The following is a 23,364-nucleotide window of genomic DNA, read 5'->3' as shown; positions in this document are numbered from 1 at the left end:
GTTTAAAACACCTGTTTGCAGACCCTTATGAATACCAGAGAAAGGCTTCTTGAGGCCGCCGAACGGCTGTTTGGTGAGCGTGGTTACCGAGAGGTCAGCGTACGGGAGATAACCCGGGTGGCCGGCTGTAATGTGGCCGCGGTCAACTACCACTTCGGGTGCAAGAGGGATCTCTACCTTGAGGTCTTTCGCTCTCGATGGTTACCGCGGACTCAAAAAGTTCGGGAACATTTTCGGGCCCTGGTAGGAGACAGTCCAGCCTCGGCCGCAGAGGTTATCCGGGCCCTGACGGTTTCTATCATCGATGGTCCTTTGGATGAGGAGGAACGTTTGCGGCACCGGCGGCTTATGTTTCGAGAACTTACCCAACCAACCGAGGCCCTTTCAATTATCATTGACCAGGGCTTAAGGCCCTTTTTCTCGGAGGTCGTCTCTTTGCTTCGTCCTTTTTTGCCTCCCAGCCATCCCCAAGACCGTCTTTTTCTCTCCGTCTTGAGCATCATGGCCCAGATTATCCACTTCAATGTGGCCCGGCCTAAGGTAAGTGCCCTTTTGAAACAGCCCTATGATGACGCCCTTAAGGCCCGAATCATTGAGCACATCGTCACCTTCTCCCTAAGGGGTCTGGGTCTGGAGGCGGAAGAAATATGATAAGATCAGGCCTGGTGGGGATCTGCCTGTCCCTCTCCCTTTGGCTTGTCGCCTGCGGCAGGCCGGTCACCCAGCCCCTTTCTCCCCTTAAACCTCCGCCGCACTATCTTTCTGCTCCCCGCTCCTCTAGTCTGACGCCGCCCCCGGACAACTGGTGGCAGGATTTCGCTGATCCGGCCCTAGATGAGTTGGTGGCTCGGGTCCTCAAGCATAACTACGACCTCCGTCAGGCCGTGGCCCGGGTGGCCGAGATGAAGGCCCAGAGTCGTGTGGCCCGGGCGGCCCGCTTCCCCCGGCTCGACTTTAACTTTCAGGGAAGACGGGAGCGGAATGTCATTTTTGGGCCCTTTTTTACCCGCAGCCCCAGTTATATTATTGGTCGTTTTAACTCCTCTCTGGCGGCCTCCTATGAGGTTGACCTCTGGCGTCGGCTCTCAAAAGAGTCTCAGGCAGCCTATCTCAGGCTTCTCCAGGCCGAGGAGGATCGTCAGGCCCTGGCTCAGATCCTGGTGGCCGAGGCCGTAAGTACCTACTTGAAACGGGCCTTTTCCCTGTGCCAGCTTTCGGTCCTTGAGGAAGAGATCGACCTGGAGTCCCGGTTACTGGCCATCTTACAGGAGCGTTTTTCACAAGGGGTGGTGGATCTGGCCACGGTTAAGGTTCAGGAGTCCCTCCTGGCCCAAAAAAAGGCTGACCGTCTGGTCCTGCTTAAGGAGCTTAAGTCTTTGGGGCAGAAACTGGATCTCCTTGCCGGTGTTTATCCGGGCTCAGGCCCCCGGCGGGCCTCTTCTCTGTGTGAACTTAACCTTTCCCCGCCCCCGGCCGGTCTTCCCTCGGAGCTGCTTCTCCGACGTCCGGACATAAGGTCAGCCCGGGCGGCTCTGGCCGCGGCCCGGGCCCAAGCGGCCGCGGCCAGAGCCGCCCGCTTTCCGAGTATAAAACTCACCGCCGATATGGGCCGTATTTCTACGGCCCTAAAAGATCTCCTTCGGCCGGAGAATAGATGGTGGCAGCTGGCCGTCTCTTTAAGCCAGCCCCTTTTTGATGCCGGGGCCCTTAAGGCCCAGGAGATGGCGGCCAGGGCCCGGGCTGAAAGTGCCGAGGCCACCTATATGAAGACGGTTCTTCAGGCCTTCTACGAGGTGGAATCGGCCCTTTTGGCCGAAGAGAAGCTGGCTCAGATCTTGGACCAGCGCCTCCGGCAACAAGAGGCCCTCAAGATCCAGTGGGAGCTTAAGGGGCGACGCTATCAGGCCGGCGTCCTGGAGGCCACCGCTCTCCTTGAGGCCCGCCGTCGGTATCTTGAGACCACAAGGGCGGTCTATGAGGCCCGGCAGGCCCTTTTCCTTAACCGGGTCTCACTTTATCGGGCCCTTGGAGGTTCCTGGCCCAACCTTGATAGAAAGACCAGGTGAAACCATGGACAGAAGAAGATTCCTCCAGTTTGCCCTAGCCTTGCTCATCTTGCTGTTGGCCGTAGGGCTAAGTGGCCTTATCATCTCTCGCAAGCCCGAGCTCAAACGCAAGCCCCGGGCCCCTTACGTTCCGGCGGTAAAGGTTATCAAGGCTGTCCCTCAGGCCCATCAGGTGGAGATCTCGGCCTATGGTACGGTGATTCCGCTACGCTCCGGGACCCTCTCGGCCCAGGTGGCCGGTCAGGTAATCTACCTGGCCCCCTCCCTGATAACGGGGGGACACTTTCGGGCCGGAGAGGTTCTCCTTCGACTTGACCCTCAAGACTACCAAACAGCCCTGGCCCAGGCTGAGGCCGAGCTTCTTGAGGCTCGCCGGGTTTTGGCCGAGCTTGAAGCCCAGTCCCAGACGGCCAGGGAGGAGTGGCATCGGTTAAGGGGAGATATCCCCGTACCTGATCTGGTGGCCAAGAGGCCCCAGCTGGCCGCGGCCCGGGCCAAGGTCAAGGCGGCCGAGGCCGCTGTGATGCAGGCCAGGGTGAATCTGGCCCGCACGGAGATTAAAGCCCCCTTTGATGGCCGGGTTATAGAGGCCAAAGTTGAGCTTGGCCAGCAGGTGGCTCCTGGTCAGGAGTTAGCTCGAGTCTATGAGGTCAGGGAGGTAGAAGTTGCCATCTCCCTTTCGGCCCAAGATCTCCGGTGGATAGATGTTCCGGGAATAACCAGTCCTCAGGGGGCCAAGGCCCGGGTGGTCGTGCGCCCTGCCGGCGTACCGGTTGTCTGGTCGGGGAGGGTTGTTCGAGCCGCCGCCCAGTTAGACGAAAAAACGCGCCTTCTGACGGTATATGTCCGGGTAAAAAGCCCCTTTTCTCGACGTCCTCCTCTTCTGCCCGGTCTCTTCGCTGAGGTGCATCTCAAAGGGCATCTTCTCAAAAAGGCCTTTGTCCTGCCTCGAAAGGCTCTTCATTACAGCGAAAAGGGTCTCTGGCAGGTTTACGTGGTTGATAAGTCCTCCCGGTTGCACATCCGCCCGGTGGAAGTGGCCCGCCTGGAGCCCGACAGGGCCGTGATTGTCTCCGGTCTTAACCCCGGTGACCTGGTGGTTCTATCCCCCCTCTCCGGGGTTACTGAGGCCATGAGGGTAAAGGTCCTGCCATGAGGGGAATATTTTCCTGGTTTGTCAAGAATCACGTGGCGGCCAATCTTTTGATGGTCTTTATCTTTGTATCTGGCCTCCTTACCGCCTTGACCATCGTGGTGGAGACCTTCCCTGACGTGAGCCCGGAGGAGATAGAAATAAGCCTAGAGTATCGGGGAGCCTCGCCGGCAGAGGTGGAAGACTCCCTCATTAAGCCTATTGAGGAGAGGGTGGCTGGCCTGGCCGGGATCAAGCGCATTCGTTCTGTGGCCCAGGAGGGCCGGGGGCGGATAGTCATAGAGGTCTTAAGGGGCTGGGATGCCCGGAAACTCTACGATGACGTCAAGGTGGAGGTTGATAGCCTGACCACTCTCCCGGAGGAGGCCGAGCGGCCCATTGTCAGAAAACGGCTGAGACGATATCCCGTTATCACCCTGGCCCTTTACGGTAAGGCCCCGGAGAAGACCCTCAAGTACTGGGGAGAGCGGGTCAAGGATGAGCTTTTGGCCCTGCCGGGGATCACGGAGGTGGAACTCTTCGGCACCCGGCCTGAAGAGATCCACGTGGAGATTCCGGAGGAGACCCTCAGGGCCTACGGGCTTAATTTGGACGAGGTGGCCCGGGTTATTCGGGAGACCAGCTTTGATCTTCCCGCCGGCCGGATAAAAGACCCCTCTCGGGAGATCCTTCTGCGTATCCAGGGGAAACGCTACCGGGGAGAGGACTACCGAACCTTCCCCATCCTTGTCGGCCCTGAAGGAAGAGAGGTTCGTCTAGGGGATCTGGCCACGATCAAGGATTCCTTAAGGGATGTGGTTGATCTTTGGGTCTTCTTTGAGGGAGAGCGGGCGGTTATCATCCAGGTCTTCCGTATTGGTAGCCAGAACGCCATCAAGATTGCCGGTGCCGTTCGAGACCATCTCGAAGAGATAAACCGAGAGTTGCCCGAAGGTCTGGTGGCCGAAGTGGCGGTGGATATGTCGCGCATTCTCAAGGCCCGGCTCCACCTTTTACTTAAGAACCTCTCCCTTGGGATGATCCTTGTCCTTCTCATGTTGGGGCTATTCCTCAGCCCCGGTCTTTCCTTCTGGATCATGCTGGGGATCCCCATCTCTTTCTCCTTTGGTCTCTTTCTCCTTCCCCACCTGGGGGTCACCATCAACATGATTTCCCTGTTTGCCTTCATCCTCGTTTTAGGAATTGTGGTTGATGACGCCATCGTGATTGGCGAAAGCATCCATCGCCACCGGGAACGGGGGCTTGCCCCGGAAGAGGCAGCCATAGAGGGCACCATGAGGGTTTTCGTGCCGGTGGTCTTTTCTGTCCTGACCACCATGGCGGCCTTTCTGCCCCTTCTTCTGGGGACAGGCATGATGGGAAAGTTCATTCGGGTCATCCCCCTGGTGGTTATTGCCGTCTTGGCTGGCTCTCTGCTGGAGGCCCTTTTGGTGCTTCCGGCCCATCTTTCCAGACGGGGAACCTCTTTTCTCCATCGTCCGGGGCCATTGGCCGCCCCGGTGAGAAATTTTGTCCGTGGTCCCTATCACCGGCTACTTACCTGGACTCTTAACTGGCGCTACGTGACCTTCAGTTTCTGGCTTCTGGTGCTTCTGGTGGTTCTTTCCCTCTTTTTCGGGGGGCGCATCAAATACACCTTTTTCCCCCGGGTAGAGGGGGACGATGTGGTCTGCCGTCTGACCATGCCTCCCGGCACTCCCATTGAGGAGACCCTTTCTGTGGCCCGGCAGATAGAGGCCGCCGGCCGGCGGGCAGTTAAAAGATTAGAAGAGGAGAAACACTGGTCGGGTAAAGGCTCCCTTCTTCGCTACAGCCTCCTTTACACCGGATTTCATCAGCAAAGGCACGGTCATAAGGCCGGGCTTCTTCAACAGGGATCCCATCTGGCCCAGATCACCCTGGAGCTTGTTCCCGGACAGGATCGGCCGGGGATAAGCTCTCAGGAGCTTGTCCGTCTCTGGCGTAAGGAGACCGGCCCGGTGCCGGGGGCCGAGAGCGTCGTCTTCCAGAGCCAGCTCTTTGGCCTGGGAAAGCCTGTAGAGGTGGCCCTTTCCCACCGCCGGGAGGCCGAATTACTCAAGACCGTGGAGGAGTTAAAGGCCCATCTTCGCTCCTTTCCCGGGGTTCACGATCTGGAAGACAGCTATGTTCCCGGTAAAGATGAGCTTCGTTTCCGTCTCAAACCCGGGGCCAGACAATTGGGGATCACCCTTCTGGATCTGGCCCGGGCCGTAAGAGGAGCCTTTTACGGGGTTGAGGCCATAAGATTCCAGCGAGGAGAGGATGAGGTTCAGGTCCTGGTTCGCTATCCGGAAGATGAGCGCCGCAGTCTCTTTTATCTTCAGAATATGCGCCTCATCCTGGCCGATGGTCGCCAGATTCCCCTGTCTGAGGTGGCCGAGATAGACCGCAGCCGGAGCTATGTCCAGCTTGATCGGCTCGACCGCCGGCGGGTGATCTACGTTCAGGCCGAAATAGACGAAAAGGTGACCAACGCCAAAGAACTGAGGGATCACCTCCTGCAAGATTATCTTCCTCGCCTAAAGAGAGAACATCCGGGGTTGATTTATTCTCTCGAAGGGGAGGGTAAAGAAGAGGCCGAGTCAACCCTGGAGGTCATCAGGGGGCTCCTGTTGGCCCTACTTCTTATTTATGTTCTTCTGGCAGTGCCCCTTAAGTCCTATCTACAGCCCTTTATCATCATGGTGGCCATTCCCTTTGGGATCGTGGGGGCCTTTTTGGGGCACATCATTATGGGCTACAACCTCTCTATTCTCAGCATGTTTGGGATTGTGGGGCTATCGGGAGTGGTGGTTAACGATGCCCTGGTGCTCCTTGACCGGATCCGCTGGTATCGGCAAAAGGGAGAGGAGGCCCTTGCGGCAGTGGTCAAGGCCTCTTCGGACCGCTTTCGCCCCGTGGTCCTCACCACTCTGACCACCTTTGCCGGCCTTATGCCCATGATCTTTGAAAAGAGCATCCAGGCCAGGGTTTTGATCCCCATGGCCATCAGCCTGGGCTTTGGAGTCCTGGTGGCCACGGCCATTACCCTGGTGCTGGTTCCCTGTTGTTATCTGATCCTTAACGACCTTGTGGGGAAGAGGCCTTCCCCCGGGCCGGGATCGAAGGTCGAGGGCTAACGCCAGGGAATCCCGAGTTTCTGGAAGAGCCTCTGGGGAAGCTCCTTTTTTAGTTTTTTCTCTATGGCCCTGGTGTTAAGAGACACCCTGGGGCCAGACAGAGAACCTTTGAGGTAGAGATCAAGCTCGGCCTCTCCTCTTTCGTTAAGGAGATATTTTCCCCCAGGGAGGCGGCGGGCGAACTTCTCGGCCAGAGGGGCAAAGAGTTTGATCTTAAGGGGCAGGTCGAGGCTTCCGTCAAGGCCGATAAATCCTTTGGCCTTTAGCGAAAGATAGTCGCTGGTAAGCAGGGCCTCGGTCTCTACCCGGCCCCGGCGGATTCTGACATTTCCCTTTATTTCTCTAAAGGAAAGGGTTCTCAGATCTTCAAGCCCCAGGGCCTGGGAGATGGCCAGGGTGACCAGGCTCTCTTTGAAGGCCCCGTGGAGAAGGCCGTAGTCTCCGTCGGCCGAAAGGCTTCTTTTGATGGAAGCCCATTCTGTTCCTCGGCCAGAGAAGACAAGACGGGAGCGAAATAGCCCTGTGATAGGAGGGCTGGGAATGGCCAGGGCCTGGGAGATAAAATCCCCCAGCTTAAGGTCGGAGACATCGATCTCTCCCTTATAGCCTAGCCGGGGGTCATTTAGGTCAAGCTGAATCCCTCCTTGAATAAGCCCCTGGGCCATCTTGGCCGAGAAATCCCGAACCTTGAGGGCTCCCCCCTTGAGGTGCCAGCTGGCCCTGAAATCTTCCAGGGCCAGCTTCTGGTAAAGAAGACGAGCTATTTCCACCTGGCCGGAGGCCTGAATGTCGGGAAAGGCTTCTTTCCTATCCGGGGCGGCCCCTGGGCCACTCCTTTTCCCTTTCGGAGATGATTTGGGGACCAGGGCCGCGGCCGCCAGAAGATGGTCAAGATTGAGGGTCTGGCTACTTAAGTCAAGGCGGAAAGTAGGGGAGGGGGCAAGATAGTCTTTGACCCATCCCTTAAGGTCTACTTCCTCTTGGGCCAGGTTGACCTTGGCCTGATAGTCAAGCCTCTGCTGATTAAACTGCCCCTGCCCCTTTATTGTGGGGGTTAGCTCTCCGTAGCGTAAGTTAAGGAGGAAGGAATAGTCTCCCTCATATTTGATGCTGGAGGGATCCTGGCCAAGACTAAGGGCTATGTTGATATCGGCCTGGCCGCGGGCGGTGGGCAGCTCATTCATCTGGTCTACCAAAAAGACCTGGGCGGACTCTACCTTTATGCGGTCAACCACCAGGGCCAGGGGAAGACCGGCCGCTTTTTCTCTGGCCTTCTCCGCCTTTTTGCCTTCCTGGGGGGCCTCCTTGAGAAAGGCCAGGGTTTCAAAATTAAAATGGCCCTTTTTATCCCGAACAAGCCTCACCTGGGGCTCAACCAGACGCACCTCGCCAATAACCAGTTTTTTCTGGAGGAGGGGAAGGAGGTGATAGCGGAGGACAAACTCCCTTATCCGGACAAAATCCTTCTGGCCATCGGCCTCCTTGAGGCGAAAGCCCTTTATCTGGATGCCGCTAAATAGCCCTACCTTGATCTCGTCAAGGCCTATCTGGCGGCCGGTGGCCTTTTCGGCCAGAGGGATGATCAAGTCTTTAAGACGCTCAGGGGTAAGGTAAAAGCGGACAAAAACCGAAAGCCCCACAAAGATCAGGGCCAGCAGGACCAACAGCCCGGCTCCGATCTTGACGATCTTCTTCATAGTCCCTCTCCTTCCTTATGGCTGAAAGCAGGATAGCTCTTTAGGGCGGAGTAGTCTACCGGGCTATCTTTTAAGGGGGATTACCTGACTTCGCTCCTCTTCGTTAAGGAAGGTGCTGTAGAGCTGGCGATAAGTGGGATTCTTTTGAAAGAGTTCCTCATGCCGGCCTTGAGCAATAATCTGCCCCTGGTCCAGGACGACGATTTTATCCGCTCCCTTTATGGTGGAGAGCCGGTGGGCGACGACAATAGTTGTCCGGCCGATCATCATCTTCTCCAGGGCCTTCTGGACCAACCTCTCTGAGACAGCATCCAGGGCACTGGTCGCCTCATCCAGGATGAGGATGGGAGGATTCTTGAGGATGGCCCTGGCGATGGCGATTCTCTGACGCTGTCCCCCGGAGAGGTTAAGCCCTCTTTCGCCAAGGAGGGTCTGGTATCCTTGGGGCAGGTTTTCTATAAACTCGTGGGCGTAAGCCATCTTGGCCGCCTCTATTATCTCCTCCAGGGAGGCCTCCGGCCGACCAAAGGCGATATTTTCGGCCACGGTATCGTTAAAGAGGATAACGTCTTGAGAGACGATGGCCATAAGGTTTCGGAGATCCCGGAGATCAAGCTCACGTAAGTCAAGGCCGTCAATAAGGATTCGCCCGGAGGTAGGATCAAAAAAGCGGGGGATAAGGTCCACCAGGGTGGATTTCCCGGCCCCACTAGGTCCGACAATGGCTACCACCTCTCCCTGACCTATGACCAGATCGACTTCCTTCAAAACCGGTTCGGAGCTACCTGGATAGGCGAAGGAAACCTTTTCAAAGCGAATCTCCCGGCGGAAGGAGTCAATGGGGTGCTGGCCGCTTTTTTCCTCCGGCAGGTAAAGGAGTTGATCCACCCGGTCTATGGCCGCCCGAATCTCCTGGATGTTGGTGTAAGAGCGAGCCAGGCGTTTGACCGGGGTAAAGACCATGAAGAGGGCAGTAAGAATGGAGAAGAAGTCTCCAGAAGTAATAACCCCTCTGACCACCAGGCTGCCTCCGTACCAGAGAACTAAGGCCACCCCCAGCCCCGTAAGACCATCGGCCAGGATCCTTGTCCCCTCCTTGAGCCTGGTCAGTCGGACCATCTCCCGGTAAAAACGCTTATTCTCCTGGGAGAAGATCCTCTCCCGCTGACTCTCCTGACCGAAGACCTTGATCACCTTTAGCCCTTGGATGGCCTCCGAGATTCGATGGGTGACATCGGCGATTTTCTCCTGGGCGCGATGGCGACGGCGATGGATACGCACTCCAAGTCGCCGGGCCATGTAGCCCACCAGGGGCAAAACAATAAAGGAAAGCAGGGCCAGGTCCCAGCGGCGCCACAGGGCCACCGCCGCCAGGGTGATCACCGTGGCCCCTTCGATCATGGTGGTCTGAAATATGGTTCCCAGGCTTGTCTCGATAAGGGAGACATCGGTTACCAGACGAGAGACGATTCTTCCAGAGGTCTCCTTTTGGAAGTAGCCCACCGGCAGGCGGATGAGGTGGTGATAGAGAAGGTTGCGGACATCGCGAACAAGACGGAGGCTGGCCACCCTCATGCAGTAGGACTGGACAAAGGCCGCCCCGGAACGCAAAAAGATAAGGGCTATTACCCCTACGGGAAGGAGGGCCAGGTATTGGTAGTTACGGGCCAGCAGGACTTTGTCCATGGCTGGCTTGACCAGCCATGCAATAGCCCCCTGAAGGGAGGAGGCCACAAAACTGAAGACAATGGCCAGAGAGACCAGCCACCAGTAAGGACGGGCCAGCTGCCATATCCGCCGCATATAGTGGGTGGTTGGCCTATTGTTCGGAGTGGATGAAGTCTTCAAAGCTTTTTCCCTGTTTGATCAAGGCAACAATTTTACGTATCCGGGCCAGTCTCTCCTCAGTGACCGGATGGGTGAGGAGAAGGCTGGGCTGATCCGTCCGGGGTAAGACGGCTCCCAAATAGAGCCAGGTTTCGGCGGCCTTTTCAAGGTTGAATCCCGCCTTGTAGGCATAATAAAGGCCAAAGAAATCCGCCTCTCTTTCCTGATCTCGGCTGAATTTAAGAAGGGCGAAGTTGGTTCCTACCTGGTAGATATCATGGGCTGTGGCCCCTCCCAGGGAACCCAACACCAGACCAAATAGATCCCTTAAGGTGACCAACCCTTGCCGTTTGGCGATGTGGCCGCGTTTAAGGTGGGCCAGCTCATGGCCCACCACCGCCGCCAGCTGGTCATCTTCTGGAAGGAGGCGACACAAGGCCGTGGTCACATAGATGACGTACTCCGGGGTGGCCCAGGCGTTTATCTCCTCACTGTCAACCACTTTAAAGTCGGCCGGCCTGGTGCGGATCATCTGGGGGCGGATGTCCAGTTCTTGACCATCGATCAGCTGTATCTTAAGGGGGCCTCTGGAGAGGCGAAGCCTTGAGGCCTGAGGGGAGATAACGGCCGGTGGCTTAAGGCCTGTCTTCCGGTAATAAGGGCTAGCATAGGTGACCAGATAGCCCTCATCCGGCAGGCTGGCTCCCTCAACCTGGGAAAGGGCCTCTTTTTCCTCCGGGGTGAGCCTGGCCAGGTTTATGGTTTTGACCCCCAGATAGGGATATTCCTTTCGGCCGTCGTCTATAGCCAGAAGAAGCCGATAAAGGACGTCGCCTACCCGGCGCTGGCAGCGGAGGTAATCTCGCCACTTATAGGTAAGAATGGCTACTTTGGCCTGGTAACGTTCTTTTTCGCTTACGGGGGGTCCGGTGACGGTGGCACAGGCAGAAAGGATAAGGACTAAGGAGATCCAGAAGGGGGCCAGGCGGTGCAGCATAAATCTATTCAACAACAAGGCTTAAGGCAGGTCAACAAGGAGTAATTTTAACCCCAAATTGACCATCTAATTTGGATTGACATTGATCGTTTTTCAATGATTAAAGTGAAAAATGGTGCTTTCCTCTCAACTTCGCAGATCAAACAATTGCCTGGATACCATAAAGGCGGTTTTAAATATTCTTCCTGAGGCCGCCTTTATACTTGACCTCCAGCTTCGGGTGGAGTGGCTTAACCCTTCGGCCCTTGCCTGGGCCGAAGGAAGCCCGGAGCCGGTGGGGCGCTCCCTGGGGGAATTTTTCCGGGATAAGAGGGCCTTTGAGGAATTCAAAGAGCTCCTCCTTAAGAGCAGAGAGCTTAAGGACTTCAAGACCACCTTTGCTCCCCCTGGTGGGCAGGAGCGTTTGGTGGCTATACGGGCTCTTTGTCTTTCAGAGAGGGTGGTCTTGCTGGTGAGGGATCTTTCCGTCCCCGATATCGATTGTCAACGTCTGGCCCAGCTGGAGAAGCTGGCCACCATGGGTCTTCTGGCCATGGCTATGGTCCATGATCTTAATACTCCTTTGGGGATTATTCTGGGGTATGTTCAGATGCTGGAGGAGGACCTGGCCAAAGATCCGGAGGCCCGAAAGATGCTTCAGGTCATCGAGACCCAGCTCCGTCACTGTCGGGAGCTCACCCATCGTCTCCTTTCTCTGGCCCGTCCCCATGAGGAAGGCTTTCAGGAGACAGACCTCAATCAAGTGGTGGAAGAGACCCTTGAACTTATGAAAGAGAGTTTTCGGGCCCGGGGAATTCGTCTGGTTAGCAGGTTGGCCAAGAATTTGCAGAAAATATGGGGTAGCCCGGAGAGGTTAAGGGAGGCCCTGATTAATCTTCTCACCAATGCCCAGGAGGCCATCGGCAAGGGAGGGGAGATCATCCTGACCACGGAAAATCAAGAGAATCAGGTGACATTGGCCGTGGCCGATACAGGGAGCGGTATTCCGGAAGACAAAAAAGGCTATCTTTTCCGACCCTTCTTCTCCTGCAAAGAAGGGGGGACAGGTTTGGGGCTCTTTATCGTCGATTCCATCCTTAGGGAGCATGGGGCAACCATTGAGGTCCAATCTCCCATAAGGGATCCCCACTGGGGGCCGGCGGGGCAAGGCACGGTCTTTATCATCCGCTTTCCGGCCAAAGCCTCCGTAAGGATGGAGCAAAAGCACAGCTAAGGAGGGACGCCATGGCCAAAATCCTCGTACTAGATGATGTCGAAGACGCAGTAGTTATGCTTAAAAAAATTTTAGAACGCAAAGGACACCAAATCTTTGGCTTCACCGATGAGGATGAGGCCATCTCCTTTGCCAAGGACAACCAGCTTGATCTGGCCATCCTGGACATCAAACTCCAGAAGATGAGTGGGGTTGAGGTCTTGAGGAAGCTTAAAGAGTATCAGCCCCAGATCAAAGTCATCATGCTCACCGGTTATCCAACGGTGGAATCCGCCCGGGAGTCGCTCAGTCTGGGAGCCAGTGAGTACTGCCTTAAGCCCATAGATAAAAATGAGCTGGAGACCAAGGTGGCCCAGGTCCTCAAGGGAGGCAAGGCGGAGATCAGGGTGGGTTAGTCTCCCCCCTCCGGTGGACAGGCAGGCGAATGTAAAAAACAGTCCGGATCCCTCTCTTTTTGAGCTCCTTGTCCGCCGGAGGGCTTTCCACTTTGATTTTTCCCCCGTGATCCTTGATAATTCCGAAGCTCACCGAGAGCCCCAGCCCGGTACCCTGTCCCACCTCCTTAGTGGTGAAGAAAGGGTCAAAAATCTTGTCTATTATCTCTGGCGGGATTCCTGGCCCGGTATCGGCCACAGTAATGAGAATCTCTTCTTCCTGGGGGTGGTAGGTAGTCTCAATCTCGATGCGACCGTTGTGACCAATGGCCTGGAAGGCGTTGGTTACCAGATTGACTAATACCTGCCGGATCTTTTCCTGGTCTCCCCTTATCCGGGGAAGGTCGGGGGCCAATTTGAGCTCAAGAGAGATTTGCTCAATGCTCAGGCTGTGAGAGAGGATGGAGGCCACCTCCTGCACGCAGAGGTTGATATCAACCTCCCCTTCACCACTTTTCCCCATGCGAGCAAAGCGGAGAAGGTCGCCCACGATGCGCCGACAGATTTTGGTCTGGCGTTCGATGATTCCAAGATACTCGCGGGCCTCTGGATTTTCTTCCAGATCTTCCTCCAAGATCTGGGTGTAACCCAGGATAATCCCTAAAGGCGTATTTATTTCATGGGCCACTCCGGCTGCCAGCTGACCGATGGAGGCCAGCTTCTCTGACTGGATGAGCTGCTGGGTCATTTCCCGGAATCTGGTCATGTCCTTGGCGATACCCTCGCACCCTACCAGGTTTCCTTTTTTATCCTTTATGGCACTGGCGGAGATCAGCACGTGGCAGATGGAACCATCCTTTCTTAAAAGCTGGGTCTCAAAGTCGGTGATGTGTCCTAGCTGGCATAGCTGGGTGTAGTAGATCTCCCAATCTTCAGCCTTGGCGATAACCCGCCAAAGGGGGGTGTTTACCAGTTCTTCTTCCTCGTAGCCTAACATGGCTGCCCCGGCCGGATTGATGTCGGTTATGTGGCCGTATTCGTTGCAGAAGTAAATCATGTCTTTGCTGTTCTCAAAAAGTCGGTGGAACTTTTGCTCTGAGAGGAGGAGTTCCTGGGTGCGTTCTTCGATTCTTCTTTCCAGCTCCATGTTAAATCGCCGGAGCCTTTCCACGGCTTGACGGATGTTTTGGTAGTAAAAGGTGGATACGGCCACAGCGATGAAGAAGATGGTGTTAAGGGCCCCGGTATAAGGGGCTATCTTTAGCCAGATTCCGTGAAGCTCCATAGAAAGAAGAATAAAACGGGCGGCGTGACCTGCGGCCCGCGAGATAGACAGACCCACCAGGGCCATGGAGAGCCAGAAGAGATAACGCCAGAGGATATCCGTAGGATCCTTCCTTACCAGGCGCCAGCTGTAGACGGAAGTCCAGAAGGCAAAAAACATCATTATCAGGGCCCCAATAAAGTCAACCAGATACAGGGGAAAGAGCGGCAGGCCAGATGTCATCTATTAAGCACCTCGGAAGTAAAAACTCCTCATGGCCAGAAAGAGGAAGATAATTTCTGGAATACAGAGAAAGTGGTCAAAACTTAAGAAGTAGTAAAGAATCTTGACCCAATTCCAGGGAGGGAGGAGTCGAGCCTCGAAGATGTTCTCTCCGTAGATGGCCTCATTGGGAATTTTAAGGGCCAGGGCGTGGACGGTGAAGGCGTCTATGTTCCAGAGGAGAAAGAAAATCAGCGACCACTTAAGATATTTCCAACCGGGTCTGTCCCCCGGAGGATGGCGGTAGAGAAGGTAAAGAAAATAGACAATGGCTGCTGTAAAGAGAACATGCCCCAGCATGTGGGCAATAAGGCCTTCTGGGGCCGGATGCACCTGGACAGCCCAGGCTGGCCGGGCCCAAAGGAGAAGAACAACTAAGGCCAGTCTCAACATGGGTGCCATTTTAGGGGGAAGATTTATTTTCGTCAATTTGGCCCTTTAAATATGGACATTTCTTCATAAGATGGACTGTTTTCTTTTGCTGGCAGGCAAATCGAATAAAAGGGATTATAATCAAGGTTCTTGGGAAGAAAGTCTTAAGGGTTTATAAAAAGTTTTATGAATTCCAACAAGAAAAGGGCTTTTAAGAAAGAGGGGGCCGATCAGCCCCTGGTGGTAATCATTGACGACGATCAAGATTTTGCCCGCCTTCTGGAACGGGTCATCAAAAGGGGGGTTTCTTGCCGAACAAAGGCCTTTACCGACGGCCGTTCGGCCATTGGCTTTATCAAGCGAGAGGCCCCGGAGGTGGTGGTCACCGATGTCCGTCTGCCGGACATAGACGGGTTTGCCATTCTGGAGGCTACCAAAAAGAGCAGCCCCCTTTCGACCATTATCCTCATTACCGGATACGGCACGATAGAGATGGCCGTTGAGGCCCTTAAACAGGGGGCCTATGACTTTATCCCCAAACCCTTTGACAATGATCGGGTGATTCACGCCGTTGAAAAGGCCCTGGAACGAACCCATCTTCTCCGGGAAAACGTCCACCTAAAAAGTTGTCTCCGCTCCTTTTCCCAGGGAGACTTTATCGGTCGTTCTCCCCGCCTTCGCCGAGTAATCTCCCTTATCGAGAAGATTGCTCCCACTGATGTAACGGTGCTTATCCGTGGCGAATCTGGAACCGGCAAGGAGTTGGCCGCCCGAGCCATTCATCGCCTCAGCCCCCGGGCCGAACGGGATCTCATTGTCGTTAACTGTCCGGCAGTGCCCGAACATATTTTGGAAAGCGAGCTCTTTGGTTACCGTAAAGGGGCCTTTACCGGGGCCACGCGGGATAAGAAAGGGCTTTTTGAAATGGCCCATGGTTCTACCATTCTTCTGGATGAGATCGGCGACATCTCTCCCACCCTTCAGACCAAGCTTCTTCGGGTTCTTCAAGAAAAGGAGATTCATCCCTTGGGAGCCACCAAGCCCATCAAAGTGGATGTCCGGGTTCTGGCCTCCACTAACCAGGATCTAGAGGCCAAAATCAAACAGGGACTTTTTCGGGAGGATCTCTTTTATCGCCTCAACGTGGTTACCATCCAGATGCCCTCCTTGGCCGAGATATCCGAAGACATTCCCCTTTTGGCCCGCCACTTTCTGGAGATCTTTGGTCGAGAGTATGGCCGCGAGGAGCTGGAGTTCAGCCCTGAGGCCCTTAAGTACCTTTTAAGCCGTCCTTGGCCAGGCAATGTCCGGGAACTCCAGAACGTTATCCGGCGAGCCGTTCTCCTCACCCAGGCGAACGTCATCACTCCTGCTGATCTGGATCCCGAAAGTGAGCCCCCCCTGGAAGATCAGGCCGGAGGCCTTCTCCCTTACCATGAGGCCAAGGCCCGGGTAATGGAGAGATTTGTTCGCGACTATGTTCGCCAGGCCTTAGAACTTGCCGGTGGCAATGTTTCTAAGGCGGCCCGGCTGGCCGGTTTAAGGCGGCAGGTCTTCCAGAGGCTTATGCGTCAGGGTGCCACATAAATGTGGCACCTGCCACCTAAGTGTGGCAGTGAAAATTTTCTCTAAGACAGCCTCTCACCCCTGTTAGCTCCAAAATTCTCCAACTTCCGTTTTTCGGCCCTTGGCATCCATCTTGAAGGAATATCTGGCAAAAAAATCAAGGGGGTGCTTCAAAATGGAGTTTAGGGACAGTCAGAGCACAATTATCAGGCTTTTTCTCTATCGGCGCTGTCTGGAGGAGCTTTTACGTAAGGGACGTCGGGTCATCTCCTCCCAGGCCATGGCCCATTATTGTGGGGTCAATCCGGCCCAGCTGCGAAAGGATCTTTCCTTCTTCGGTCGCTTCGGTGTCCGGGGGGTGGGTTATAACGTGCCCCAGCTTCTGGAGGAGATTAAAAACATCCTCGGGCTCAATCAAAAAAGACGCATTGCTTTGGTGGGTTTTAACCCCCTGGGAGAGACGGTGATGCGTTATTTTATCGAGCCCCGGGAGGAATATGAGCTGACCGCGGTCTTTGATTATGATTCGCAGAAGGTGGGGCAGGTGGTAAAAGAGGGGCTTCAGGTCGAGGCCATAGAATCCCTGCCCCAAAGAGTGCACGAAGGGGAGATAGAGATCGGAGTTATCTGTACCGAAAGAGAACTCGCCGAACAGGCAGTGGGGGATCTGGCTGAGGCTGGTGTTCGGGGAATACTCAACTTTTCTCCGGTGAGGCTCAACTGCCTGCCACACGTGATTGTTCAGAATGTTGACTTTACGATTTTGCTAGACACCTTAACCTATTCCATGTCAGAAAAAGGAAGAAGAAAAACTGGTCGAAGGCAGTATAACAAGGTCAAACAGATTGTGGCCGCTGTTCTCTGAACGGTGGCCTCAGGTCAAGGAGGGGGAGATGGACGCAGAACTATCCAGCAAACGGGCGGAGGTCTATCGCTTTCTGGCCAGGGCCCTTCATGATGAACCGGCAAAGGATTTTCTCCTTCGTCTGGCCGAACCAGGTTTTACCAAGGGGGTCGAGGGCCTAAAGTCCCAGGCCCCCTTGGTGGATCTGACTGTCGGGCTGGCCAAGGTGGCAGACTACCTTCAAAAAGAGGGGCCGGAGGAGGTCTACAAAAAACTCAGGTTCGAATACGCCGATCTTTTCCTCAATGCAGGCCCCAATCCGGTCTTCCCCTATGAGTCAGTCTATCTAAACCGAGAACCGGTGGTTATCCGGGGGGCCGTGGCTCAGGTAAGACAGGCCTATCGAGCCTTTGATGTCAAGAAGGATCCGGCCTACTACGAGCTGGATGACCACATTGCCGTAGAGTTGGATTTTCTGGCCTATCTTCTGGACAAGGCCGGCCAGGGAGACGAGGCGGCCTTTAAAGGCCATATTGAGTTTCTGCGTCAGCATCTCCTTAACTGGGTGGTGGAGTTTGTGGCTGTTCTTTCTGGAGCCGCTCAGAGTCCCTATTACCAGGGGCTGGCCGAGCTTTTGATGTCCTTTCTGTTCCAGGAGCGGATGTATCTTTTTAATGTCGAATCCGGGACCAGTCCCAATCAGCCTTACCTGGAGACCTTGAATCTAATGGTCCCCATTCTCAAGGAATTGGGGCTTTCTGGTTACTCAACCCTCAGTCCGGGGGCCCTTCCGGAAGAGGGGCTAAAGACCTACCCTACCCATTGCTACATATGTCTGGGGCTCTGTGGCCAGACGGTACGGGTTAAAGATGGTATCATCCAGGGAATCACAGGTCTGGCCGGTGATCCTAAAGGTGGCGGTCGTCTCTGTATTAAGGGAGGAAACGCCCATCTTCAGGCCTACAGTGCCTACCGTCTTAAGACACCCCTTATCAAGGAAGAGGGCCGTTTCCGCAAGGCCAGCTGGGATGAGGCCCTAGATTATGTTGCCCGGAGGCTAAAAGAGCTTGATCCAGCTACGGTGGGCTACCACCGGGGCAATGATTACAATGCCTGGCTCCATGAGGCGGTCATGGCCGCCTATGGTTGCCCCCACAAGGTCACCCATCGGGTAATGTGCGATAACCCCATCCGGATGGCCAATGAATATAACCTGAACGACAAACGCCCCTGGATTGACTACCGACAGAGCGACTTTGTCATCCTTTTTGGTATCAACGAATTTGCCACCTCTGGAGGGCAGCGCAAACTGGGGCTTCTTAAAGAGGCCCTTAAAAGAGGCTGTAAGCTGGTGGCCGTTGACCCCCGTCGCAGCGAGACGGCGGCCGCAGCTACCGAGTGGATCCCCATAAAGCCGGCTACTGACGGGGCCTTGGCCCTGGCCATGTGCTATGTGATTGTCAAAAATGAACTTTATGATCGGGAGTTTGTAGAGAACTGGACTTATGGCTTTGAGGACTTTAAGCGCCGCCTTTTAGGCGAGGAGGATGGTCAGCCCCGGAGTCCGGAGTGGGCGGAGAAGATCTGTGGCGTTCCGGCCTTAACCATTGAGCGCCTGGGCCTTGAGTTCGGCTATGCCGATCATCCGGCCGCCCTGTGCTGGACCGGCGTCTCTCAGAGCCCTAACGCCTTCTACGCTACCATGGCCATTATGGCCCTAAACGGCCTAAAGGGCACCTTTGATGCCCCCGGGGGGCCCAGCCTTCCCTTCAAACGCAAGCTCTCAAGCCCCTGGGGTGAAGGACAGCCCAAGCCTCCTAATAATGCCCCCAAGGTGAAGCTTAATGAGGGCCGGATATGGAGTGGCTGGTGGCCGGCCTACCTGGAAGAGCAAGTGGATCAGGGGAAGATAAAGGCTCTGGTCTGCTATTTTGGTGATCCCGTCCTTTCCTGCGGCAACGAAGATTCCATCGTTCGGGCCATCAAAAAGATGGACTTCCGGGTAGCTATTGACATCTTTATGAGCAATACGGCTAGCCTCTCGGATGTGGTTTTGCCTGATTGTACCTATCTTGAGCAGAGTCGGGTGGTGCCTGACTGGACTTACGAGGCCTTTATCAGCCTCTTTCAGCGGGTGATTGACCCTCTCTATGATTCTCGTCCTATCTGGTGGATTTTTACCGAGCTTGCCAGGCGGCTTGGCCTGGGTGAATACTTCCCCTGGAAAGATGAAGAAGAGTTTATTCGTAATCAATTAAGGGGGCTTCCGGTCACCCTTGAGGAGCTCAAAAAGAGGGGCTACTACATCACTGACCCTCACGAATACTTTAAGTACAAAAAGTGGGGGAGCCTTAATCCCCCAGAGGGCTACGGCTCTTCGGGCAAGACCCCCACGGGAAAGTATAACTTCAAGCATCCGGTAGCCGAGAAAAAGGGCATAGACCCTCTGCCAGACTACAAAGAGCCCTGGGAAGACTGGCCGGATCTTAAACCCGACGAGGAATACCCCCTCATTCTCGGTTACTTCCGGGTTCTGGAGCATGAGCATTGCGGAACCATGAACAATATCCAGCTTATGAAACAGCGGGGGAGCAATCCCCTGTGGATCAACGTTATTGACGCCAAACTAAGGGGCCTAAAAGATGGCGATCAGGTGGTGGTTAAGAGCCCCTGGGGGCAGTTTGAGACTCGAGTTCGCGTTACCTGGAATATTCGCCAGGGGGTGGTGGCCGCTGCTGGCGGATTCGGACACTGGCGGGGGCTTGAGGCTGATCCAAAATATCCCCGCTTCTGGGGAACGGGAACGACCAAGGTTATGAAGCCGGCCTGCAGTTGTCTTTATAGTGGTACACCGCCCTTGAAATTCAACAAAGTTCAGGTGATAAAAAAAGAAGGCTCTTAGGGGACTTCTTAGCAAAGATTCCTTAAGAAGGAGGGGCCAGTAAGGCCCCTCCTTCTATCTTGGGTGGTTGATATTCATGGAAGCCAGAAGAGAGACCTACTTTCAGCTTTTTCGGGAGATCGTCAAGACCATCTCCGCCACCCTGGATGTGGACAAGGTTCTCGAACTCCTGGTGGAGAGGGTCCCCCAGGCTATGGGCCTTGACGGGGCCATGGTCTGCCTTCTGGATGAGACGGGAGACCACCTTGTCCCCCGGGCTTTCTCTGGCCTTGAGAGCCGTCCAGACAAGGATTGGGCCACTCTGGATGATCACCTCCTGGACGAGGTTCTGGAGGGAAATCCGCTCCTTATCAGCGACTCCGATGAGGAATCTCGGCCGGCCTTTCGGGAGATCTTTGTCCGGGAGGGGATAAGATCCTTTCTCACTGTGCCGGTCATCTCAAGGGGCCAAACCATCGGGCTGATGAGTCTTTTCTCCCGCAAACCCCGGCAGATTTCCTCAGAAGATGTGGATTTTCTTAAAGTCCTGGCTGAGCAGTGCGGGATCATCATCGAAAACGCCTGTCTTTATCGTCATCAGCTCCGTCAGGTCAAATACTTCAAGACCCTTAATGAGATTGGCAAGGCCTTAAACTCCACCCTTTCTTTTCGGGAGATCCTCGATCTTATTGTGACCAAGCTCCCTCAGGTAATGGGCCTAAAGGGATGCACCATTCGACTTCTTGACCCTCACGGAGGACACCTTGAACTGGTGGCCGCCTCGGGGCTCTCTGAGGAGTATCTTTCTCGAGGTTCTATTGACGACGAAAGGGCTATTCACCAGGCACTGGCTGGCCGGCCAGTAGCCATCTACGATGCCACCAGGGACCCCCGCATTCGCTATCCGGAGGCCGCCCGCAAAGAAGGAGTGGCCAGTATTCTGGCCGTGCCCATTTTGGTGGAGGGAGAGATACTGGGAGTTTTGAGGCTCCTTACGGCCGAGCCCCGGAGTTTTACGGAGAGTGAGGTCAATTTCGCTGTGGCCGTGGCCGAACAGGGAGGTATTGCCCTGAAGAAGGCCCAGGCCTATGAGAAAATCAATCACCTTCTGAAGACCCTCGAACGTCAAGAAAGGTTTCTTAAAAATATCATCGATAGCCTCCATGCCGGCCTGGTGGTTATTGATCCTGAGGGGCAGATCGTTATGGCCAATAAGGTCTTTCTGGAAAACTACAACCTTACCGATGGCCAGGTCTCAGGCCGTCCCTGCTATGAAGTTATTTCCTTCTGTAATGAAGAAGCCTGCCCCACCAGAGAGGTGGAGGCCACCAGGGCCCCGGCCACCAGGGTTATTGAGATCTCCCGGGGAGATGGGAAGCAATATCTTGAGGTGGTTACCTCTCCGGTGCTTGATTCTTCAGGCCGAATCGAATTCTTCATTGAGGTTGTCAGAGATATAACGGCCCAGAAGCTTTTAGAAAAAGAGACCATGGAGCGAGAACGCCTCCAGGGAGTAGTGGAGATGGCCCGGGCCGTGGCCCATGAACTGAACACCCCTATGTTTGTGGCCATTGGGGCTGCAGAGCTTCTCCTGGACGAGATACCCGAACAGGAGGCCTCCATGCGGGAGGAGGTAGAACTAATTCTGCGCAATCTTAAGCGCATGAGCCTTCTGACCAAAAAGATGACCCAGATTACCCGCTATCAGGCTAAAGACTACGTAGGAGACATTAAAATCGTGGACATAGAAGAAGCCGCTCGCTAGGGGGAAGCCATGGCCAGTAAGGTTTACTTTGTTGATCTGAGGGCCAACCCACGTCTGAATCTTTTGGATAAAACCGCCCTCCTTCTGGAGAAGCTGGGGATAAGGGAGGTCATAAGGCCCTCCCGCCAGGTAGGAATAAAGATTCACTTCGGTGAGCGAGGCAACTTGGCCTTTATTCGTCCGCAATATGTCCGGCGGGTGGTAGATCTTCTTAAGGAATTGGGAGCCAGCCCCTTTCTTACCGACACCAATACTCTTTACAAAGGAAGCCGTTCTGATGCCGTCGTTCATCTGGAGACGGCTATAGAAAACGGCTTTGATTTTGCCGTGGTTCGGGCCCCGATAATCATTGCCGATGGCCTTCTGGGGGACAACTTTGTCCGCCTGGAGGTGGATTTTCCTCTGCTCAAGGAGCTCTTCATTGCTCAGGCCATTTACCGGGCCGATGCCTTGGTGGTCATGAGTCATGTCAAAGGCCATGAGCTTTCAGGTTTTGGGGGAGCTATCAAAAACCTGGGAATGGGATGTGCGGCCCGCAAGGGAAAGCTGGCCCAGCATTCTACCATTGCCCCCAAAGTCAACAAAAAAAAGTGTGTGTTCTGCAAGACCTGTCTGGAATACTGTCCTTCCGGGGCCATTGCCCCCGGCCCAACAGGCAAGAGGATGGTGATCGAGCCTCAAAAATGCATTGGCTGTGGTGAGTGTATCGCCATTTGTCCTTCCGGGGCCATCCAGGTTCAGTGGAACGAGGTGGGGCCTGTCTTTCTTAAGAAGCTGGCAGAATATGCCAAGGGAGCCCTCTGGGGCAAGGCTGACCGGGCCCTTTTTCTTAATTTTATCATGAACGTCTCCCCGGCCTGTGACTGCTACCACTTTAACGACTATCCCTTTGTTCGGGATATAGGTATTTTGGCCTCGCGAGACCCGGTAGCCATTGATCAGGCATCAGTTGATCTCATCAATCAGGAGATGGCCCTCCCGGGCTCGGCCCTCACCAGGAATGTCTCCCCAGGAGAGGACAAACTGCGCGGGCTTTACCCCAAAGTGGATTGGGAGATTCAACTGGATCATGCCGAGGAAATCGGTCTTGGAAGTCGTCAATATCAGCTGGAAAGGCTCTGAGATTTTAACTGAAAAAGAGTCTTACTTGACAGAGAGAAGGATATTTTCTACTTCTAGCCAACGATAATTGTTTGTTCGAGGCACTTGATGACCAGAGAAAAAAACGATGGTCCCCAGGGGCGTCCGGAGTTTCAGATCTTTAAAGACTATATTCGAAAAAAGGGGCTTCGATACACCCCAGAAAGGGAGATAATCCTCCGGGAGATTGTAAATACCGGAGATCACTTTGATGTTGATGAACTTTACCTGCGTCTGCGCAACAAGGGTGAGCGTCTTTCCAAGGCCTCCATATACCGAACCATTCCTCTCCTCATAGACTGTGGTCTTATTCAAGAGGTCTATTACGAAGACGGTCACATGCACTATGAGTTCATCTATGGCCATGAGCACCATTGTCATCTTCGTTGTCTGGAATGCCGTCGGATAGATGAATTTGTTGAGCCCTCTCTCAAGAAGATTGAGGATCGTCTGGCCAGAAAATTCGGTTATCGGGTTGTCGGTCACAAGTTAGAGGTTTACGGTTATTGCCCCGAGTGTCGCAAGAAGCTCAATCTGCGTTAGGAATGGCTTATGGCTTGTCGTCTGGATGATCTCCGTACCGGTCAGCGGGGTCGGATTCTAAAGATTCTTGGTAGCGGTCCCTTTAAAATGCGTCTTATGGAGATGGGCTTTATCCCCGGGGCTGAGGTAGAGGTGGTTCGTTATGCGCCGCTTAAGGATCCGGTGGACTATCTCATTAAAGGCTATCACGTCAGCCTCCGCCATGAGGAGGCGGAGAAGATCCTCGTTGATCCCCTCTAG

The 23,364-nt window shown here is 54.7% G+C and carries 18 protein-coding genes; 13 read left to right on the top strand and 5 right to left on the bottom strand.

Going from position 1 to position 23,364, the window contains the following annotated elements; genetic code table 11:
- The first annotated feature begins 27 nt into the window (after nucleotides 1–27).
- From G4V39_RS11375 to G4V39_RS02040, 4 genes are read left to right on the top strand one after another with little or no spacing between them, the layout of a single operon-like run.
- Nucleotides 28–651: a CerR family C-terminal domain-containing protein gene (locus G4V39_RS11375; protein ID WP_166031351.1), complete on the top strand. Its 624-nt coding sequence runs from the start codon at nucleotides 28–30 to the stop codon at nucleotides 649–651.
- Nucleotides 648–2,066, top strand: coding sequence for an efflux transporter outer membrane subunit (locus G4V39_RS02050; RefSeq protein ID WP_166031350.1), 1,419 nt, complete (start codon nucleotides 648–650; stop codon nucleotides 2,064–2,066). Before G4V39_RS11375 ends, G4V39_RS02050 begins: the two co-directional genes overlap by 4 nt.
- Before the next feature lie 4 nt (nucleotides 2,067–2,070).
- The gene (locus G4V39_RS02045; RefSeq protein ID WP_166031349.1) at nucleotides 2,071–3,222 is read left to right on the top strand and encodes an efflux RND transporter periplasmic adaptor subunit; all 1,152 of its coding nucleotides are present in this window, start codon (nucleotides 2,071–2,073) and stop codon (nucleotides 3,220–3,222) included.
- Nucleotides 3,219–6,359, top strand: a complete 3,141-nt coding sequence (locus G4V39_RS02040) for an efflux RND transporter permease subunit (protein WP_166031348.1) — start codon at nucleotides 3,219–3,221, stop codon at nucleotides 6,357–6,359. The genes G4V39_RS02045 and G4V39_RS02040 overlap by 4 nt, the downstream gene beginning before the upstream one ends.
- Here the strand turns inward: G4V39_RS02040 and G4V39_RS02035 are convergent.
- From G4V39_RS02035 to G4V39_RS02025, 3 genes are all read right to left on the bottom strand, one after another.
- A complete protein-coding gene (locus tag G4V39_RS02035) occupies nucleotides 6,356–8,056 on the bottom strand; it encodes an AsmA family protein (protein ID WP_166031347.1) in 1,701 nt (566 codons plus the stop codon). The genes G4V39_RS02040 and G4V39_RS02035 overlap by 4 nt on opposite strands.
- A 63-nt stretch (nucleotides 8,057–8,119) precedes the next feature.
- Nucleotides 8,120–9,859, bottom strand: coding sequence for an ABC transporter ATP-binding protein (locus G4V39_RS02030; protein ID WP_166031346.1), 1,740 nt, complete (start codon nucleotides 9,857–9,859; stop codon nucleotides 8,120–8,122).
- Nucleotides 9,860–9,875: 16 nt separating this feature from the next.
- On the bottom strand, nucleotides 9,876–10,880 hold the full coding sequence (locus G4V39_RS02025; protein WP_166031345.1) for a M48 family metallopeptidase: 1,005 nt from the start codon (nucleotides 10,878–10,880) through the stop codon (nucleotides 9,876–9,878).
- A gap of 112 nt (nucleotides 10,881–10,992) precedes the next feature.
- Between G4V39_RS02025 and G4V39_RS02020 the strand changes: the two genes are divergently transcribed.
- Nucleotides 10,993–12,093: a two-component system sensor histidine kinase NtrB gene (locus tag G4V39_RS02020; RefSeq protein WP_166031344.1), complete on the top strand. Its 1,101-nt coding sequence runs from the start codon at nucleotides 10,993–10,995 to the stop codon at nucleotides 12,091–12,093.
- 11 nt (nucleotides 12,094–12,104) lie between these two features.
- Entirely contained in the window at nucleotides 12,105–12,488 is a 384-nt protein-coding gene (locus G4V39_RS02015) for a response regulator (RefSeq protein ID WP_166031343.1), read from the top strand.
- Here G4V39_RS02015 and G4V39_RS02010 read toward each other — a convergent pair.
- Together G4V39_RS02010 and G4V39_RS02005 are read right to left on the bottom strand one after the other, a co-directional pair.
- Nucleotides 12,475–13,974 carry an ATP-binding protein gene (locus G4V39_RS02010; RefSeq protein WP_166031342.1) on the bottom strand — a complete coding sequence of 500 codons (1,500 nt, stop codon included), beginning with the start codon at nucleotides 13,972–13,974 and terminating at the stop codon, nucleotides 12,475–12,477. The two genes, G4V39_RS02015 and G4V39_RS02010, sit on opposite strands and share 14 nt — an antisense overlap.
- Before the next feature lie 3 nt (nucleotides 13,975–13,977).
- The gene (locus G4V39_RS02005; protein WP_166031341.1) at nucleotides 13,978–14,406 is read right to left on the bottom strand and encodes a hypothetical protein; all 429 of its coding nucleotides are present in this window, start codon (nucleotides 14,404–14,406) and stop codon (nucleotides 13,978–13,980) included.
- A gap of 165 nt (nucleotides 14,407–14,571) precedes the next feature.
- Here G4V39_RS02005 and G4V39_RS02000 point away from each other — a divergent pair, with 165 nt between their 5' ends.
- From G4V39_RS02000 to G4V39_RS11220, 7 genes are all read left to right on the top strand, one after another.
- Complete coding sequence (locus tag G4V39_RS02000; protein ID WP_166031340.1) at nucleotides 14,572–15,972, top strand: sigma-54-dependent transcriptional regulator; 1,401 nt, start codon at nucleotides 14,572–14,574, stop codon at nucleotides 15,970–15,972.
- A 154-nt stretch (nucleotides 15,973–16,126) separates the two neighbouring features.
- Nucleotides 16,127–16,816, top strand: a complete 690-nt coding sequence (locus G4V39_RS01995; RefSeq protein ID WP_166031339.1) for a redox-sensing transcriptional repressor Rex — start codon at nucleotides 16,127–16,129, stop codon at nucleotides 16,814–16,816.
- Between the two features lie 28 nt (nucleotides 16,817–16,844).
- Nucleotides 16,845–19,697, top strand: coding sequence for a molybdopterin-dependent oxidoreductase (locus G4V39_RS01990; RefSeq protein WP_166031338.1), 2,853 nt, complete (start codon nucleotides 16,845–16,847; stop codon nucleotides 19,695–19,697).
- 76 nt (nucleotides 19,698–19,773) lie between these two features.
- Nucleotides 19,774–21,441 (top strand): GAF domain-containing protein, encoded by a 1,668-nt coding sequence (locus tag G4V39_RS01985; RefSeq protein ID WP_166031337.1) that lies wholly within the window; start codon nucleotides 19,774–19,776, stop codon nucleotides 21,439–21,441.
- 9 nt (nucleotides 21,442–21,450) lie between these two features.
- A complete protein-coding gene (locus tag G4V39_RS01980; RefSeq protein WP_166031336.1) occupies nucleotides 21,451–22,563 on the top strand; it encodes a DUF362 domain-containing protein in 1,113 nt (370 codons plus the stop codon).
- Nucleotides 22,564–22,650: 87 nt separating this feature from the next.
- Complete coding sequence (locus G4V39_RS01975; protein ID WP_166031335.1) at nucleotides 22,651–23,124, top strand: Fur family transcriptional regulator; 474 nt, start codon at nucleotides 22,651–22,653, stop codon at nucleotides 23,122–23,124.
- Between the two features lie 9 nt (nucleotides 23,125–23,133).
- Nucleotides 23,134–23,364, top strand: coding sequence for a FeoA family protein (locus tag G4V39_RS11220; RefSeq protein WP_181494228.1), 231 nt, complete (start codon nucleotides 23,134–23,136; stop codon nucleotides 23,362–23,364).

The organism is Thermosulfuriphilus ammonigenes, from assembly GCF_011207455.1.
In the GTDB taxonomy this organism is placed as follows: Bacteria; Desulfobacterota; Thermodesulfobacteria; order Thermodesulfobacteriales; family ST65; genus Thermosulfuriphilus; species Thermosulfuriphilus ammonigenes.
Note: the sequence above shows the minus strand (reverse complement) of the source record. Positions and strands in the feature narration are given on the sequence as shown.

Excerpts from the sequence above, each read along its gene's own strand:
- G4V39_RS01975 (WP_166031335.1), top strand. The coding sequence starts at position 22,651 with ATGACCAGAGAAAAAAACGATGGTCCCCAGGGGCGTCCGGAGTTTCAG.
- G4V39_RS02050 (WP_166031350.1), top strand. The coding sequence starts at position 648 with ATGATAAGATCAGGCCTGGTGGGGATCTGCCTGTCCCTCTCCCTTTGG.
- G4V39_RS02000 (WP_166031340.1), top strand. The coding sequence starts at position 14,572 with ATGAATTCCAACAAGAAAAGGGCTTTTAAGAAAGAGGGGGCCGATCAG.
- G4V39_RS11375 (WP_166031351.1), top strand. The coding sequence starts at position 28 with ATGAATACCAGAGAAAGGCTTCTTGAGGCCGCCGAACGGCTGTTTGGT.
- G4V39_RS02020 (WP_166031344.1), top strand. The coding sequence starts at position 10,993 with ATGGTGCTTTCCTCTCAACTTCGCAGATCAAACAATTGCCTGGATACC.
- G4V39_RS02045 (WP_166031349.1), top strand. The coding sequence starts at position 2,071 with ATGGACAGAAGAAGATTCCTCCAGTTTGCCCTAGCCTTGCTCATCTTG.
- G4V39_RS02030 (WP_166031346.1), bottom strand. The coding sequence starts at position 9,859 with ATGCGGCGGATATGGCAGCTGGCCCGTCCTTACTGGTGGCTGGTCTCT.
- G4V39_RS02015 (WP_166031343.1), top strand. The coding sequence starts at position 12,105 with ATGGCCAAAATCCTCGTACTAGATGATGTCGAAGACGCAGTAGTTATG.
- G4V39_RS02035 (WP_166031347.1), bottom strand. The coding sequence starts at position 8,056 with ATGAAGAAGATCGTCAAGATCGGAGCCGGGCTGTTGGTCCTGCTGGCC.
- G4V39_RS11220 (WP_181494228.1), top strand. The coding sequence starts at position 23,134 with ATGGCTTGTCGTCTGGATGATCTCCGTACCGGTCAGCGGGGTCGGATT.
- G4V39_RS02010 (WP_166031342.1), bottom strand. The coding sequence starts at position 13,974 with ATGACATCTGGCCTGCCGCTCTTTCCCCTGTATCTGGTTGACTTTATT.
- G4V39_RS02025 (WP_166031345.1), bottom strand. The coding sequence starts at position 10,880 with ATGCTGCACCGCCTGGCCCCCTTCTGGATCTCCTTAGTCCTTATCCTT.
- G4V39_RS02005 (WP_166031341.1), bottom strand. The coding sequence starts at position 14,406 with ATGTTGAGACTGGCCTTAGTTGTTCTTCTCCTTTGGGCCCGGCCAGCC.
- G4V39_RS02040 (WP_166031348.1), top strand. The coding sequence starts at position 3,219 with ATGAGGGGAATATTTTCCTGGTTTGTCAAGAATCACGTGGCGGCCAAT.
- G4V39_RS01980 (WP_166031336.1), top strand. The coding sequence starts at position 21,451 with ATGGCCAGTAAGGTTTACTTTGTTGATCTGAGGGCCAACCCACGTCTG.
- G4V39_RS01990 (WP_166031338.1), top strand. The coding sequence starts at position 16,845 with ATGGACGCAGAACTATCCAGCAAACGGGCGGAGGTCTATCGCTTTCTG.
- G4V39_RS01985 (WP_166031337.1), top strand. The coding sequence starts at position 19,774 with ATGGAAGCCAGAAGAGAGACCTACTTTCAGCTTTTTCGGGAGATCGTC.
- G4V39_RS01995 (WP_166031339.1), top strand. The coding sequence starts at position 16,127 with ATGGAGTTTAGGGACAGTCAGAGCACAATTATCAGGCTTTTTCTCTAT.